The organism is Bacillus bruguierae (assembly GCF_037104725.1).
Taxonomy (GTDB): Bacteria; Bacillota; Bacilli; order Bacillales; family Bacillaceae_G; genus Bacillus_A; species Bacillus_A bruguierae.
In genome coordinates this window covers 1-16,858 of the sequence record NZ_JBAWSX010000001.1, presented here as the reverse complement: position 1 = coordinate 16,858, position 16,858 = coordinate 1, and the positions used below count along the sequence as shown (strand labels likewise).

Genomic DNA, 16,858 nt, shown 5'->3' with positions numbered 1-16,858 from the left:
CTTACCAGAAACGACTATTCGGAAGAAACAATTTTTGAATCAGTGCATGAAGACTCTCACTGCCGAGTCTCCTACAAACTATTTCTCTAGCTATCCTCTTTGTTTATTCTAAATTTTAACGTATACAAATAGCAAAAAAGAAGAAAGCAAATATAATCTGCTTTCTTCTCACTTTGTTGAAAAAATCGTTTTTCAACAGTTTGTAGAGACACTTCTTTCTATAAAGAAATATCTCTATTTCTATCTTTATTTTACTTTAACAGAATATGTCCCGGTTACAAAATTAGGGGCATACACATATAAATAATACTTCCCTGGTTTTGCAGTAAACTTCCCTTTAAGTATAGTTCCATCAGGGCTCCCATCAGGTCTTTCGGCTGCAACGTAGTTTTTCATATCTGATTCATGAAAAAGTACCCACATCATGTTGATGTTATCTTTGTTTTTGACCAAAATATCCATTTCTTTTGGTGATGACACGTTAAATGTATAAATATCCTTAGCATCTTCATTATCAAGTGAACCTTTGAGAAGCGTATTAAACGGAATTACATTTGCTTGTTCAAGATGATTATTTGGTTCTGTTTCAGTTGCTCCTATTCGATCTACACTAACTGTCATTTGTTCTTTACTTTCTTTTCCTTTATCATCTTTCGTTGTTAAGGTTGCCGTATACGTTCCTGCTTTTTCATATGTATGAGTAGGATTTTCTTCTGTACTTGTTTTCCCATCTCCAAAGTCCCAAAGGTAAGAAACAACTTTTCGACCTTCAGCTTTTGAACTATCGCTCTTAAACTGAATTGCGCTATTTTCTTCTCCGTAATATGTTGCTCTTGCTCGCTCTACATGAACTGTCACTTGTTCTTTACTTTCTTTTCCTTGATCATCTTCCATTGTTAAGGTTGCCGTATACGTTCCTGCTTTTTCATACGCATGCGTAGGATTTTCTTCTGTACTTGTTTCCCCATCTCCAAAGTCCCAAAGATAAGAAACGATGTTTCGATCTTCAGCTTTTGAACTCTCTCTCTTAAACTGAATTGCGTTATTTTCTTCCCCAGAATATGAATCTTTTCGCCTTACAATCGTTCCTTGATTTGCGCCTTCATCTGTTGCAATGCCGTGGAAAACAATATCATATTGGAACTGATTTTCATTATTTACACGATAATTTACAAAGTACGCTGTTACTGTTTTATAACCGCTCCACTCTTTTTGTGACAGCTTCTCTAATGCTTCGTTCACTTGTTTACTCATCGTTTTCCAGTCTTCAGATTCACCTTTCGTTGCATTGCCTGTATACGTACCTTCAACTGTAAACGTATTAAAGAATTGAGACTTGTGCTTTGTAATCGTTGCATCTTTTACATTCGCAACATCCGCAATTTCCTGCTTCACTTCAGCTAATGCTTTCTGTGCATGACTTACTACATAATCATCTGATACTTGCGGCACAGTAAATTTTTCTTGATTATCAATTAATTGCTGCATATATGTTTGATATTCTTTATTCAATTGTGCATCTTTACTTAACGCCTCTCGGTATGCATCATAACCTTGCACATCATTTGCACGAATTAAATCTTGTACTTTATCAAATGTATCAAATTTGTGATTATACATATAAGACTGCAATGCAAAGGAATAGTTATAAAAATCCCACGTTCCGTATTTTGCATATAGTGTTTGTTCTGCTGTATAGCGTTTTGCTGGTTCGTTTGATAAACCTCTTATAACACTCTTACGCGGCACTACATTATTCGTACGCGTCGATCCCGCAAAAAATTCTGCATTTCCTTCTTCATACCATGTCAAACGTTCATTTTGCTGTAATTCCCCTTGCCCCCATAATCCAGGCACTTCATATCTTCCCTGTAAATAATGTGTAAATTCATGACGGAACAATTCTTCCAAACTAAAAATACTTTGCTGCGGTGTACGTTCATATGTAAAGAACGTTCCGACGTTTTCTATATAAATACCACCATTACTCGTTTCGTATCCGTACAATTGCTGGTTAAATTTATATTCATCTGGCGTATTATAAATCACGATTGTTAATACATCATCCGCATTCCCTTGTTCTAATGCTTTATCATTTCCGATTACACGATGATATTGTGCTTTTACTTCTTTCGCAGCCCAGTACATTCTTTGGATTTTTTCCTCTGTCACTTTATCTCCCGTTTTAAAGACAATCGCCCCGTCATCAAATGTATACGTGTTAGGTAAAAATTTCTTCTTTCCCTCTTCTTTAATTTGATCTAAATTTACTGTTTTTCCGTTCGCATCTACTCCGCCGTAATTTGTAGTAATCTGCTGTGCCGCACCAAAATATTGCTCTCCTAAATATGGATACATCCCCATTGCTCGCGTAACAACGTCTAACCCTTTCTTCGGATTACTATGAAATTTCCCTAAACGTCCTGCATAGTAAATCCCATTATTAATGAGCCAACCATTTTTATCCGTCACATTACCTATAAGCGCCATTTTATTGACTTCATTTATAAAACTATCAATCTTCCCATACCACATTGTCGCATTTGGCTCTTTACCCGAAAGGACCCAATCAGTATCTATACTGGCATCGACAGCTCCCATCAAAGCGTATACAGCATCTCCTTTCTTACGGTCACTTTCATATGTAGAAAGGTTATTATTATACTGTTTTAAAATTTTTGCTGCATATTGCACCGTTTCAATGTCACTAGAAGCATTCCTCATTAAATCCCCGTATGCATTTACAACCAAATCTTGCTCAGCTGTACCAAGTTTAAAGTTTGGATTCTTTGCAATTGCTTTCAGTGCAGGTAAACACTTATCCTTGAAGCTTCTCTCTTTTAAATAACTTAATTCCTCATTATAAGCTCCGACATAAAAAGCGGAACGGAGCACTTCAGTAAATGTATCAATTCCTTTTGTATCATTTTTTGTAAACGTACTTCCTCGTCTCTCTAATCCGTTCATAATTACTTGCATACGCTCTTTATTTTTATAGAAAGCTTTTGTTTCTTCATTAAACTGAAATAAACCTTTAATTTGTCCGCTGCGAATATTTGCTAGTGTATTAATTAACTCCTCATCGCTCATTTTATTCAGTTCATCTAAAGTATAGCTTTTCTGAGACTGCTCCGCTTTCACACTTGTCTTAGCGGAAGCTGGCTTCTGTGAAAAATCTCCTACTTTTAAACGGTCTTCAAATGATAATGTTTCATCAGCTTTTGAGGAATGAGCAACTGCATCTTTTGGCGTTTCTATCCCTGCTGGTTTCATTTGCAGTACATTGTAAGGTACTTTTTCTTCCGCTGATACTTCAGCTTGCAATGCCCCTAACGACAATGCCATTGTACTAACTCCAAGCATAATTTTATTCATTTTCTTTTTCATAATGTCCCTCCATACCAATATATAACTGAAACAAGATAACATATTATTTAAATGAATAAAATTAAATATGCAAGATTTCATATTACTTTTGAATAGTTTTTAAACACTTTGTGAATGATTCAACAGAAGAGAAAGGCATTTTTAGGCTATGAATAAGCTTCATATAAGGAGTACACAACATACTGATATTGTAAATGTGGATAAAAAAGATGAGGTGATGTTTTCATGAATAATCAACCAATGTATTTTCCATATGCAAATTATAATCAACCACAGTATTACCCTATGCAAACTCCTGGTTATCAATCCTTCGAGGACATAAGAGAAATCGATGATGACGTATATCGTCCCGACGATGCTGAAGATGCTCCAACATCAGCACCACCGGCACAAGCACCATCAGTACCATCAACATTTTCTTCTCCTGTACAAATGGGTCAAATACGATCATTGATGTGTAATTGTTTAGGAAGATGGGGATTTATTGGCTTAAAAGGACAAGGACCTTTTGGAAGAAATTTTTGGTTTTACCCTACTGAAGTAAGAACGCACGGAGTATCCGGATATACCTGGCAAGCAGGACGACGTCGCAAAGTAAGCTATCGATATTCACAAATCAGAAACTTTATATGTGTTTCTTAACATAAATAACAAACCAACACATCTCAAACTGACAACATCCTAAAAGTACGATATGCAATATTGCATAAAATTCAAATAATTTACAGTGTTATAATATATATAAAGAGTGAATTTACCTCATATATAGCAAGATACCCTAGTATTCAATTACAAAAAAGCGAAGAATCTTTATGGTTCTTCGCTTTTTTGTATCATTCTAATCCCCTTGCTTTATTATATATACAAATTAAAAACTTCTTTCTTTTGAATGGATGAGAGCATCTGGCTGTGCATAGAAGCGGTCAGGACCTTTTTCTGCCACAGGCTAGGTTTAAAGCACAGGGCAAGTAGCGGTCATGTTGTATTCTGCATAGCAGCGATTTATATGTCGGAAAATTAAAATGAATTTATATATTTTTAATTCAAAAATGAAAGCTATAAAATTTCAAACATTAATATTATGATGGATATAACTATATACAAGTTAAAAAAACTTTCTTTTTCAGGGAGGACGAGAGCATCTGGCCGTGCATAGAAGCGGTCAGGGCCTTTTTCTGCCACATGCAAGGTTTAAAACAAAAGAAGAAAGCAAGTAGCGGTCATGTTGTATTCTGCATAGCAGCAATTTATATCTCGAAAAATTAAAATTGAAAGAAGCTGAGAAATATGAAAAAAATATGTTTAAAAAATGGTAAAGAAGTGATGATAAAAGAAGCTGTCCAAGAAGACGCTCAGTCTATGATCAAATTTTATAATATAGTCGGCGGAGAAACTGATTTTCTTTCGTTCGGAAAAAATGGGTTCAGTATGTCTCAACATGATTATGAAAACTTCATCGAGTCTACTAGAACAGATAATCATTCAATTATATTGCTAGCAACAATGGATAATGAGATCATCAGTATCGCATCTATTACCTCTAGTCAAAAAGCGCGAACGAAGCATGTAGGAACGCTCGGAATCGTAATTGCAGAAGAACACTGCGGACTTGGTTTAGGCAGAACATTGATGGACGAACTTATTGAATGGGCGAAAGGAAATGGAACAACTAAGAAAATACATCTTGTAACTCGAGAGGACAATGATAGAGCAATAGAACTTTATAAGAAAGTTGGCTTTAAAGAAGAAGGATTATTACAACAAGATACGTATATAGATGGTATGTATTATAGTACTCTTATTATGGGATTGTTGATTTAAATATTCTGTATACACAATTAACAAAGACAACATAAAACCTCTTTTCTTTAGGGGGGACGAGAGCATCTGGCCATGCATAGGAGCGGTCAGGGTCTTTTTCTGCTACGGGCAAGGGATAAAACAAAGTGAGAAAGCGAGTGCAGACCACTTTTTTCTCCATAGCAACGACTTATGTGTCGAAAAATTAAAATACATTTATATATTTTAGATATATAAATGTATTATTTTTACGAAAGTAAAAGCATTCGAATATGAGTGCTTTTGCTAATTCAATCTTATGTGGTTGTTTTTTTGGATGATTTTGATTTGTAAATACAGAGCAATCATTTTTTAGACCAATAACTTCATATTCTCTCTCATCAACGTGATAATGCTCTCATAATACGAAAGCTCATGCGGCACAAAATAACTTTTATCTATCGTTTTATGAATAGAAACTTTTTCTCCGGCTTCATTCATTTCGAATCCTTCTACTGTAATTTCATTTCTTTCTCCTAACCAAAGTTCAGCAAAACTATTGAAGTCAATTTTGACAATACCTGACACTTCTTCTGCTTGCAGTGTATAATCGTCCATTGTGCCTTTCATTTCATATAAAAAGACGTGAGCTAATTCTTTATCAATAAAATCTTCCATTGTAACGCAATAATTGATAATGCCTAATGATATAAGTTCATCAAACGAGACATCAATCCCCACTTCTTCTTGCACTTCGCGTATTCCGTCGTACACGTTTTCATGAGCTAGTATATGTCCCGCGGCTGTAATGTCTAACAAATTTGGATAATCCTTTTTTATATGACTACGAATTTGCAGATGAATATAATCTACTCCATTTTCCCTACTTATAAACCAGCAATGAAATGTTTCATGCCAATGCCCTATTTTATGTACTTCTTCACGTGTTGCGACTCCGACTGGATTTCTATGTTCATCAAATATTTTTAGTAATTCGCTTTCCATTATGTACTCCCCTTATTTGCTCTTTTTCTTCTGTAATTCCTTATATTCTTCCTTTGTATTCACATTTACAAAAATATCTGTTTCTGTCACCGTTACATACTGAACGTTACACTGCGATAATAACCCCTGCATACTTCTTTTCTCTTCTTTTAATAACCGTTCTATTTTCTCTTTTACTTTATAATGGTATAGTGCTAAAAGCGGTTGTTTCCGCCCTTCAGCTAACGGAACAATTGCTTCATATGCTTCTTCCGCTCGTTCTATTAATTCCAGTGCCCACTCTTTCGAAACATTTGGTGTGTCACACGGTGCAACGATGTACCAGTCTGCGCTTACATATCCCATGCCTGTTACTAAACCAGCAAGCGGGCCGTTTCCTTTATACAGCGCAAGATCTTCTATAACAGGAACATTCAGCATATGTGAAAGCTCATCTGTAATGTCTGAATGGCTAATGACAACCATATCTGTTACAACTTCTTTTAACGCTTCTATACTATGCTCAATAAATGTTTTCCCCTGCCAATTTGCTAATGCTTTCGGCTCTCCAAAACGACTCGATCTCCCGCCGGCTAATACAATTCCTGCTATTTTCATTGACGATGCAGCTCAAATGTAATATGGCCAAGCTCTGGTAAAATTAATTTATTCATTGCCAGACGAACTGCACCTGTCGATCCTGGCATAGAAAAGACCACCTTTGTACCAATTGTTCCGCCAATCGCCCTGCTTAGCATCGCTGCGCTGCCGATATCTTCTAAATAACTAATCGTTCGAAATAACTCACCAAAACCAACGATTTCCTTATCTAATAATGGAGAAACAGCTTCAATTGTCACGTCACGCTTTGTAATACCTGTTCCTCCATTAGTTAATACAACGTCAACATCCTCTTGATGATATCCAGACAAGACAGCTTGCTGAATGCTTTCCTTATCATCTTTCACAATCTCATACGCTGTTACTTGATGATTTGTTTCTCTTAATAACTCTTTTAATAGCTTACCACTTTTATCGGTTTCTTCTGTACGCGTATCCGAGATTGTGATGATTTTACAACGAACTTGTACAGGTGCTTGTTTTTTATGTTCTGTGACGCTCATTCTTTTTTCCTCCTCATTGATAAGCTTTTCTAAATTTTATCATACATAATATAACAGTAAAAAAATGTGAGACCTATCACACTTCTTTATCGAAAAAACATTTCTTTTCCGAAATTTACCTTATAATAAAAATATAGACTTTTAAAGGGGGAACTTCATATGGATACAATGAGAAAATTAACGACGGTATTTATTTTGCTATTCGTCGCTTCTATTAGCGCTGGCATGGCATTAAAAGACGCTGTACCATATGCTGCAATTGGAGGCTGGGGACTTGGCACACTCTTTTTACTATGTTCAGCCTTTTGTGCAGGAAAAATTCGTTATCGTAAAGGGGACTAACTATGTTTGGTAAAAAATCAACTATGTGTACAACATGTGGGAAGGAAATTGCAGTACATGAACGTTCTTGGGTGTACATGCAATATCCACCAAGTGGGATGACAAATATTCAAAAATATATTGAACTCAGCGGCGAAGTGTATTGCACTTCTTGTGTTGGAAAACTAGAGGAACGAAAATAAAAAGTCTTTGCGTGTGTGCGCAAAGATTTTTTATTCCTATAACGAATTCTATTTTAAAGTAACAACAAAAAAGAACGCTCTTGATTGACTTGTATATTCTATATATCTATTTTAATTTTTCGCCATATAATGCTGCTATGTAGAATACAACATGACCGCTTCTATGCATGACCAGCTGCTCTCGCCCGCCTAAAAAGAAAGACGGTTTTTATGTCAATTTTTTAATTTGTATTTATATAGTAGTGTATGTAACTATTCTAGTAAATTATCCGTATTATTTATAATAAAGCTTCCTCATCTGCTTTTTTTACAGCTTCACTTCTCCCTGAAACCTTAAGCTTCATATATATAGAAGAAGCATAATTCCTTACAGTCCCTTCAGATAAAAACAATTTTTGGGAAATTTCTTTATATCGAAGGCCCTCTTTAAGAGCACCTAAGACCTCAATTTCACGTCGCGTCAATTCATAAGGATACTTTTTCGGTATTGAGTTATATTCATTAAACAAACGATTCGCAACACCTTGAGACAACATAGTCCCTCCTGAATTTACTAATCTAATTGCCGCTACTAATTCTTTAGGCGGGGCAGATTTAAGTACATATCCTTCAGCCCCTGCTTTAAGCGCTTCAGAAACACTAGAAGATTCTTCAAAAGTCGTCACCATAATAACTTTAATATTTGGCCATTTCCTTTTAATTTCTTCTGTCGTTATAATCCCATTCATCTCAGGCATTTGTACGTCCATAAGAATAATATCTGGTTGATTTACTTCACATTTTTCTAACGCTTGTCTTCCGCTATTCGCAATAGTAACATGAAAACCAGTATATTCAGTCAATAAAAGTTGTAAGCTATCTAAAACCATAGATTGATCATCTACTATTAGTATATTTATTTCATCTTGAGTAGGAGTCTTCTCTATATTTAAACTTGGAATTACACAAGTTAAAATGGTGCCAACATTCTTTTGAGAGTCTATGTACAAGCTTCCTTGATATTCATTTAAACGATTTCTCATTCCAGATAAGCCAAATCCCTCTTGGATATATTCTATTCCTTTACCATTATCTTGTACCTGAAGCATGACATGACTTTTATGATATTGTAAAAGAACTTGTATCGATTCTGCTTCTCCATGCCTAGTTGCATTTGTCATTGCCTCTTGTAAACAACGACAAAAAGTCATTTTAACTTTTTTCGCTATCGTATACTGCTCTCCAATTGTTCGAAAAACAACATCAATGTGTGTATTGCTTTTAAATTCTTCTATAATATTAAGTAAAGATACATCTAAATTTGACTCCTCTTCCAATGGATCCATTTCATGAATTTGCCTTCGAATACTCTCTAAGCCAGATCGTGACATATCTAATATATCTTGTAATTTTTTTTTCCCCTCTTCAGTAGTTAAATGAGGTTTTAATGTTTCCATACTTAATATAACTGACGTAAATTTATAACCAACAGTATCATGTAATTCCCTTGCCATTCTACATCTTTCCTCAAGTAAGGTCATTCTTTCAACTTGTGAAGAGTATTGTTCTAAAATCGCATTCTTCTCTTTAATTAATTCGAGTTTTTGTTTAATTGAATCCATAGAAAAAACAATTCTCTGTGACACATGTCCAACACCATAGATGAAAAGAACGTCAAATATATTTAGAAGCAGGTGATTTAATTTATAATCAAAATTCAAGAAAACTCCGAATATATAAACGATAATTGTTAAAGGTAATGTATAGAAATTAGCTTTTCCACGACAAAAAAATGCCAATGTTAAAATTGCAGGAGAAAAAAACTGTGCTAAATGATAAGTATATGCAAGATAAAGCGAAAGCCCTCCCACTAATATTATCTCAGCCAATAAATATAGTTCATATCGAATTTTATATAATATTACAGGTATGACATACAGTATTAAAGTCATACCAAAAACAATTTCAAAAGGAAATGTAGGATTATCTTGATACGTTAAAATCGTAACTGCCGTAATCCAAAAGATACGAATGAATACGATTGACCAATGCTGCCAAAGTAATTTATTTTGTATGGAAATCAACTGTATAAGCACCTCCTACTAAAAAACTTCTACTTAATGTATATATTTTACATCATTATATTTTTATCATAGCAAGGTTATTACATTTTGTCACTGTACTTTATTACATTAATTTTGATACGTTGATACCAAGAACACGACTCATAATATTGAATCGAAAATGAAAATGAATAAGGAGATGAAAAAAGTGAGTATCTTGCAAGTAAGCAATTTAACTAAAAAAGTCGGAAAAAAAACACTTGTCAATCAATTGTCATTTGATGTGAACGAAGGAGAAATACTTGGACTCCTCGGTCCAAACGGAGCTGGAAAAACCACGACAATTAGAATGATAGTTGGATTAATTTCAAAATCTAGTGGAACAGTTGAAATCAATGGAAAAAATGTAGATAAAGATTTTAAAGGGGCGATGAGACATGTAGGCGTAATTGTTGAAAACCCTGATTTGTACAAATTTCTATCTGGCTATGATAATCTTCTTCACTTCTCTCGTATGACGCCCAATGTCCCAAACGAACGATTAAATGAGGTTGTATCTTTAGTTGGTTTAGAGAAAAGTATTCATAATAAAGTTTCAACTTACTCTTTAGGAATGAAACAACGGCTTGCCCTTGCGATTGTTTTAGTACACAAGCCTTCACTTCTACTATTAGATGAACCTACAAATGGGCTTGATCCTAAAGGTATTCGTGATTTAAGGCTTCATTTAAAAAAGCTAGCTAAAGTTGAAAATGTAGCAATTGTTGTATCAAGCCACCAAATGGCTGAAATGGAAATGATGTGTGACCGTATAGCTATTATTGATAAGGGCAATATGGTGGGCTTACATGACATTAAAGATATTACAAAAGAAAAGGTAAGTCACGTTCAATTTGAAGTAGATCGAACAGATTTAGCTATTCCAGTACTTCAAAAGTTATTAGTAGGAGCTGAAATTGTAACAAACCAAAATATGATCAATATTAAAATTAGTAAAGAACGTATACCAGAAATTAGTGATACGTTAGCAAGAAGTGGAGTAAATGTTTACGGTGTTCAAACTATGAAAGCCACTCTAGAGGACAAATTTATCGAAATGACAGGAGATGAACTACGTAATGCTTAATCTAATAAAAAATGAAAACATGAAAACTTTTAAACGAAAAAGAACTTGGGTCATGATAGGAGTTATGGTTCTATTTATTCTAGTCCAATTTCTAAATGTGAAATTTTCTCATCATGTCAACTATGGAGATGATTGGAAAACTTCCCTTATAGAAGAAAATGAATTACTTAAAGTTGAAAAAGAATCTAAAACATTACCTGTGGAAATACTCGAAAATGAAAAAAAGTTTTTACTAAATAAGTACTACATTGACAATAATATAAAACCAGAAAACAATGCATGGTTCTTTACAATTGGACAAAGTACAAACTTTTTAGTAGCGATTTCTATTCTTACCTTAATAATAGCTGGTGAAAGTGTGGCAAGTGAATTTCAGTCAGGAACCATTAAATTTCTATTAACTCGAACTGCTACTCGTACAGAAATATATTTTTCTAAATATATTTCGACTTTATTATTTGGACTGTTTCTAGTCGGAATCACATTTATTCTTTCAATTATATTTAGTGGTATTCTGTTAGGATTTGATGGCATAAACGGTGACTACTTATTTGTCAAAGATCAAGTCGTTCAAAAAACAAGTGTCCTTCAGGCACTAATTGGTAGCTTACTCTTTAAAATTCCTTTCTTACTTATTGTTGCGACTTTAGCATTTATGATTTCAGCTGCATTTAAAAGTTCAACATTCTCTATCGTGTTTTCTCTTTTAATAACAATTGCAGGTTTTGTTATGAGCATTTCATTAAAAGGTTTCAGCTGGACACAATATTTTATCTTCTCTAATACAGATCTATCGAATTTTATATATGAGAGTCCACCTGTAGAGGGAATGACCTTAAGTTTCGCTTTAATATTAATCTTAATTCATATATTCATCATGCATCTAGTTTCTTATCCGATTTTTGTAAAAAGAGATGTCGTTTAAATTTTTTATTAAAGACTGGAGGAAAGCAAAATGAAACAAAAATTAATTACTTTCTGTGCGTTAATCCCTTTAATTCTTACTGGCTGTTCAAGTTCTGAAAGTGAAACAAAAGAACAAAAACTGGAACTACCAGCCTCTAATGTTAAAACACTAACATTAGATAATCGTAATGGTAATATTGATATTTCAACAAACTCTACATCGGATAAAATAGTAGCTTCTATCAATGCAAAAGCAAAAGGAATTAGCATGGACAAATTAAAGCTAGATCTTTCAGAGAAAAATGGAGTTGCCCACTTAAATACATCTTTTGACGGGCAATTCTTTAGTAATAGTGAAACTTGGGTTGATGTTAAACTCTCGGTACCTAAAAATGTAAAAGTAGAATTTAAAGACAACCATAGAGACGGAGATATTAAAGTTTCTAAACTGGATTCAGATATAAACATACTTAATGTTAATGGAAATATAGACATTTCCAATGTTAAAGGGACTGTAAGTGTAACAAATAGGGATGGAAAAGTTAATATTTCCAGCGTGTCATCTGATATTAATGTTGACAATAATAACGGGGCTGTTGTTATTAAAGATATTGATGGATCAGTACGAGCTAAGATTGGTGATGGTTCAGCCGATATCAATGGTATTGAAAAAAATGTTACGATTTTAGGCGCTAAAAATGATAAGATAAAAGTGGATGGTGTTAAAGGGAAAGTAACATTCAATAAATAACTTTCGACTTATTGATATAAAAATGAATTAAACCAACCGCATTTTTAGTATAATGCGGTTGGTTTAATTCATTCCATTTTAATTTTTCGACATATAAATCATTGCTATGTAGAATACAACATGATCTGCACTTGTTCCCTCCCTTTGTTTTAAACCTCGCATGTGGCAGGAAAAGGCCCTGACCGCTTTCATGCGCAGCCAGATGCTCTCGTCCTCCTCTAAAAGAAAGGGGTTTCTATGTCGTTTTTTTAACTTGGATATATATAGTACTTTATTATCCTTACGCTAGCGTAGTTTAATGTGAAGTTACCTTTTCATGTTTTAAGCCTATATCTTGTTCTAATGTTTCCTTACTAAAATAGCTTTTTACTTCTTCATTTCTATTTGCCAAAAAACCAACTATCAAAACGATAACACCAGATGCGATTGGAATATAAAACCAATTAATACCCTCTAACAATATTCCATATAACCACATGCCTATTGGTGTACATATGCTTGTAATAGAACTAACTACACCAAAAAAACTAGCTCTAATATTTTCAGGTGTGTGAATTTGTATATGTGAAGTCATTGGTATATTCGCTAAAGCATTAAAGATTCCTGTTGTAGAAATGATAATGCAATAAATTACAATAATAAGTAACGTTATGTTTAAAAAATCTTGTGATAAGAAATTTGGAAAACACCACATCATAAAAAGTAGTGCTTGTATTTGAAACAAAATAAATATCTTATCTATGACAGCTTGCATAATTTTTTTTCTTGAAACTAATAACGCACCTATAATAATCCCAACAAAGTAAGAAGATTGAATAATAGATAATCCTTGTCCAGAAAGGTCTAACTTTTGATAAATTACATATGGTAAAACAACTTGTAAAAGAGGTGTAAGAACAAAGTTAATTGTAAAGAATGCCACTAATAAGTATTTCACAGCTGTTTGCTTATTAATATATCTATATACTTCCTTAAAGCTTTCTGTGTAACTTTTGTTCTCTTCAACCATCGTTTTACGCTTAAATTTCAAAAATACTTGAAAAAAACCAGACAAGATAACTACTATACCATAGATTAGCACGATCATTTCTAGATCAATTAATCTATAAATAACCGCACCTAATATCGGTCCTACAACATTAATTACAGCTCCAATCGTTTGATACGACGAATTAACACTAGCTACCTTATCATTATTCACAATGTTTGCAATAGAAGCGTTTAATGTCAAAAAACAAAATGCTTGAATTAAGCTTAATAATACAGTGAAAATTGTGACACTAACAATGTCTAGGCTAAAAAACTTAAAAGCTCCAAAGAAAATTAGTAGCAGTAATCCACTAAAAACCTCTGAAAGTATAATGATCTTCTTCTTATCATGTTTATCAATATATACACCTGCAAAAATATTAACAAGTATTCCAGGTATAATAGAAAAACCTAAAACCATCGAAAAGGCAGTAGGTGATCCAGTTACATCTAAAACATATAGGCTTAGTGCAAATTTAAATATTGAACTTCCCATTTCTGAAAGAAAACGTGTAACTGTAAAAATAAGCATATTCAAAGATTCGACTTTCGGTTGATGTAGTACACTTGTATTACTCATAGTATCTCCTTTCAAATAAAACTGAAATAGTAAAGAAGTACCTAAACTTCTTTACTATTTCAGAAGATCACTACACTTATTTACACATTTTGTAAAAATAAACTTTCTGGAGTATCTACTAAATATTGTTCAAGTAATTCTTCCGATTCTACATACGGTATTGTCAGTGCTACATAAACCATGTCTTCCTCATACCAAACTTCACAAATAATTCTATTTCTATCCTTTACATTAGCTTCTTGTAAATCAACAGACTGTAATATTTTTTGTTCATTACGTATTTCGCCTAAGAAGTTAAAAACAATTGGAATCTCTTGCAATGATTCTTTAAGGTATTCCCTTGACATTGAATAATCTTCTTGCATCTTTTCATTGAAAATTAAGTTAGCAAAACTAATATTTTTTGAAACCGCCAACTCAATATTTTCTTTAATTTTCTTTCCACTCGTTATTAAATCCATTTCTTTTGATACAACGATTGGAATATAATCTACAAACTCACCGATTACATTAAAATATTTTTTATTCCTAAAAGTTCTAGCATAGTTCGCAATCAAAATTGGAGCATGGGTAATATTAAAATACTTATGACAGAAATTAACTAACATATTAAACGGCACTTCAAGTTTACTTTCATCGCCATATTTTTCATTTAACTTGTTAATTTCCATTCCCAATTTAATCGTAGTGTTTCCACCTATTTTTTTATTATTAATTACAAAATTAGAAATAGCTTTCTGACCTTCACTAAATTGCTTAAGCTTATATTTTTCTACAATTTCGGCATCACTAATCTCTATTGGTCCCAGCATAATTTGTTCATTATAATCCCAATAACTATTATCTTTAGTCCAATTTTCTACACTTCCTCTATGATAGTAATTATAATATCGTTCAATTTTGTTCTTTATAATTTCACCACTCATAAAGTCAAAAATCGAATGAGAAAATGGTAGGATAAGTAAATAATCTTTTAAACTCTCTTTCACTAAGATCATTCTATATTGTAATGAATCTTGATCATATTTCTTATAAAAATACGGCCAGATTATTTGATCCATTAACTCTTGTTTTGTAGAAAAACTAAATTCAGATATATCTAGAAACGGTAATAGTATATCTTCTGGGCACTGTACTGTTTCCCACATATATTCATTATCTTTTTTAATAAGCTTACTTCTCATTAAATCCTGTTCTCTTATGACTTTTAATATAGCTTTCTTTAAATTTTCTACATCCATATACTGCTCAAACTTCATTACTGTTCCAGAAATATCAGTTTGATTAATGTGATAGCATTGAGAAGGCACAATTGCTCTTACACTTTCTGATTCCATAGAAAGTACAGAATCTGAGAACTCTGTAAGCAAGTTCTCTATTTTTTCCTTCCATTCTTTTTTTACCACATCTGCTTCTAAGTTTTTATTAGGCAATTTTTGCTCTTTACCCATAAGAATATAATGTGGTTGAACAGATGGATGACAATTTTTATCTATTGCATCTTGCAATTCTTCTAGACTTACATGTTGTTGGTCCTCTACTGTTAAAATATTTAATGTATTATCCTCTATTGTTAATTGACTCATCTTACACTTAACAAAGAATTTTTCTTCAATTAACTGTTCAACCTGTTCAAAATGATTCAAATATTGAATTCGATCAGTTGTATCATTATCAAGCAGGTGCTGAGCTAAACTTCTTATTGTATGATGTTCAAAAATATCACTTAGCTTCACTTTCTTACCTAAGTTTTGAAGTCTAGAAATTAGTTTAATAGCTGTTAAGGAATTTCCACCTAGATTAAAGAAACTGCTCTTTACACCAATTCTTTTTAAGCCCAGTATTTCTGTCCAAATTTCATGTAGCTCTGTCTCCAACTCAGTAACTGGTTCTTCATTGGATTCCTGTTCATTGGTCGGCAGCTCTCTACTCATTAATTCTTTTCTATCTGCCTTTCCACTCGCATTTAAAGGCATTTCATCTATAGAAATTAAAAACGCAGGAATCATGTAACTAGGTAATTGTTCATTCATATAATTTCTCAATTTATCTTCATTAAAATTACCTTTGTGTACTATATATCCACATAAAATTAATTCTTTAGCTTCGTTAAATCTCGCAACTACCACAGCCTCTTGAATCATCTCATGTTGTAATAATGTTTGTTCGATTTCACCTAGTTCGATACGATACCCTCTAATTTTCACTTGATGATCAATACGTCCTAGATATTCAATTTGTCCATTTTCTTTCCATCGTACAAGGTCGCCTGTTTTGTACATTTTTTCCCCTTCAACAAACGGATCCTCTACGAAAGCTTTTTTCGTTAATTCTTCCCGGTTCAAATACCCTCTTGCGAGGCAATCCCCTGCAATGTGTAATTCACCTGGAACACCAATTGGTACAAGTTGGTTACAGCGATCCAAAATATATAAGCGGACATTATCAATTGGTTGACCAATTGGAATTGAATCTGGTACACATTCATTTTCAGTTGGACAATCATAGTATGAAACCTCTACTGTTGCCTCAGTTGGTCCATACAAATTATGCAACGTGGTTCCGCATGCTGCATGCCATAAACTATTAAATCGTTTTACATGTTCTGGCATCAACGCTTCTCCAC

13 protein-coding genes and 2 pseudogenes are annotated in these 16,858 nt (G+C 33.3%); 7 read left to right on the top strand and 8 right to left on the bottom strand.

Features of this window, described 5'->3' with window-relative positions:
- Window positions 1–246 precede the first annotated feature (246 nt).
- Both WAZ07_RS26160 and WAZ07_RS00070 read right to left on the bottom strand, forming a co-directional pair.
- Window positions 247–486 (bottom strand): annotated as a pseudogene (locus tag WAZ07_RS26160) (hypothetical protein); the annotation flags it as partial.
- Window positions 466–3,387, bottom strand: a pseudogene (locus tag WAZ07_RS00070) (collagenase); the annotation flags it as partial. The pseudogenes WAZ07_RS00070 and WAZ07_RS26160, both read right to left, overlap by 21 nt.
- A 225-nt stretch (window positions 3,388–3,612) precedes the next feature.
- On the opposite strand from WAZ07_RS00070, the gene WAZ07_RS00065 reads away from it, so the two are divergent.
- Together WAZ07_RS00065 and WAZ07_RS00060 are read left to right on the top strand one after the other, a co-directional pair.
- Window positions 3,613–4,029 carry a hypothetical protein gene (locus WAZ07_RS00065; protein ID WP_336470823.1) on the top strand — a complete coding sequence of 139 codons (417 nt, stop codon included), beginning with the start codon at window positions 3,613–3,615 and terminating at the stop codon, window positions 4,027–4,029.
- Window positions 4,030–4,674: 645 nt separating this feature from the next.
- A complete protein-coding gene (locus tag WAZ07_RS00060) occupies window positions 4,675–5,208 on the top strand; it encodes a GNAT family N-acetyltransferase (RefSeq protein ID WP_336470822.1) in 534 nt (177 codons plus the stop codon).
- 330 nt (window positions 5,209–5,538) lie between these two features.
- On the opposite strand, the gene WAZ07_RS00055 is transcribed toward WAZ07_RS00060, so the two are convergent.
- Genes WAZ07_RS00055 through WAZ07_RS00045 form a run of 3 tightly spaced genes read right to left on the bottom strand, consistent with a single transcriptional unit; the run spans window position 5,539 to window position 7,274 of the window.
- Window positions 5,539–6,171: an NUDIX hydrolase gene (locus WAZ07_RS00055; RefSeq protein ID WP_336470821.1), complete on the bottom strand. Its 633-nt coding sequence runs from the start codon at window positions 6,169–6,171 to the stop codon at window positions 5,539–5,541.
- A gap of 12 nt (window positions 6,172–6,183) precedes the next feature.
- Window positions 6,184–6,768 carry a molybdenum cofactor guanylyltransferase gene (locus WAZ07_RS00050; protein WP_336470820.1) on the bottom strand — a complete coding sequence of 195 codons (585 nt, stop codon included), beginning with the start codon at window positions 6,766–6,768 and terminating at the stop codon, window positions 6,184–6,186.
- On the bottom strand, window positions 6,765–7,274 hold the full coding sequence (locus WAZ07_RS00045; RefSeq protein WP_336470819.1) for a MogA/MoaB family molybdenum cofactor biosynthesis protein: 510 nt from the start codon (window positions 7,272–7,274) through the stop codon (window positions 6,765–6,767). Before WAZ07_RS00045 ends, WAZ07_RS00050 begins: the two co-directional genes overlap by 4 nt.
- 159 nt (window positions 7,275–7,433) lie before the next feature.
- On the opposite strand from WAZ07_RS00045, the gene WAZ07_RS00040 reads away from it, so the two are divergent.
- On the top strand, window positions 7,434–7,616 hold the full coding sequence (locus WAZ07_RS00040; RefSeq protein ID WP_336470818.1) for a hypothetical protein: 183 nt from the start codon (window positions 7,434–7,436) through the stop codon (window positions 7,614–7,616).
- Window positions 7,617–7,618: 2 nt separating this feature from the next.
- A complete protein-coding gene (locus tag WAZ07_RS00035) occupies window positions 7,619–7,798 on the top strand; it encodes a hypothetical protein (protein WP_336470817.1) in 180 nt (59 codons plus the stop codon).
- Window positions 7,799–8,076: 278 nt separating this feature from the next.
- Here the strand turns inward: WAZ07_RS00035 and WAZ07_RS00030 are convergent, their stop codons facing one another.
- Window positions 8,077–9,861 (bottom strand): hybrid sensor histidine kinase/response regulator transcription factor, encoded by a 1,785-nt coding sequence (locus WAZ07_RS00030; RefSeq protein ID WP_336470816.1) that lies wholly within the window; start codon window positions 9,859–9,861, stop codon window positions 8,077–8,079.
- Between the two features lie 187 nt (window positions 9,862–10,048).
- Here WAZ07_RS00030 and WAZ07_RS00025 point away from each other — a divergent pair, with 187 nt between their 5' ends.
- Genes WAZ07_RS00025 through WAZ07_RS00015 form a run of 3 tightly spaced genes read left to right on the top strand, consistent with a single transcriptional unit; the run spans window position 10,049 to window position 12,623 of the window.
- On the top strand, window positions 10,049–10,966 hold the full coding sequence (locus WAZ07_RS00025; RefSeq protein ID WP_336470815.1) for an ABC transporter ATP-binding protein: 918 nt from the start codon (window positions 10,049–10,051) through the stop codon (window positions 10,964–10,966).
- Complete coding sequence (locus WAZ07_RS00020; RefSeq protein ID WP_090920451.1) at window positions 10,959–11,891, top strand: ABC transporter permease; 933 nt, start codon at window positions 10,959–10,961, stop codon at window positions 11,889–11,891. Before WAZ07_RS00025 ends, WAZ07_RS00020 begins: the two co-directional genes overlap by 8 nt.
- 30 nt (window positions 11,892–11,921) lie before the next feature.
- Window positions 11,922–12,623 carry a DUF4097 family beta strand repeat-containing protein gene (locus tag WAZ07_RS00015; RefSeq protein WP_090920448.1) on the top strand — a complete coding sequence of 234 codons (702 nt, stop codon included), beginning with the start codon at window positions 11,922–11,924 and terminating at the stop codon, window positions 12,621–12,623.
- A gap of 295 nt (window positions 12,624–12,918) precedes the next feature.
- On the opposite strand, the gene WAZ07_RS00010 is transcribed toward WAZ07_RS00015, so the two are convergent.
- Together WAZ07_RS00010 and WAZ07_RS00005 are read right to left on the bottom strand one after the other, a co-directional pair.
- The gene (locus WAZ07_RS00010) at window positions 12,919–14,232 is read right to left on the bottom strand and encodes an MFS transporter (protein WP_336470814.1); all 1,314 of its coding nucleotides are present in this window, start codon (window positions 14,230–14,232) and stop codon (window positions 12,919–12,921) included.
- An 80-nt stretch (window positions 14,233–14,312) separates the two neighbouring features.
- Complete coding sequence (locus WAZ07_RS00005; protein WP_336470813.1) at window positions 14,313–16,844, bottom strand: non-ribosomal peptide synthetase; 2,532 nt, start codon at window positions 16,842–16,844, stop codon at window positions 14,313–14,315.
- Between the last annotated feature and the right edge of the window lie 14 nt (window positions 16,845–16,858).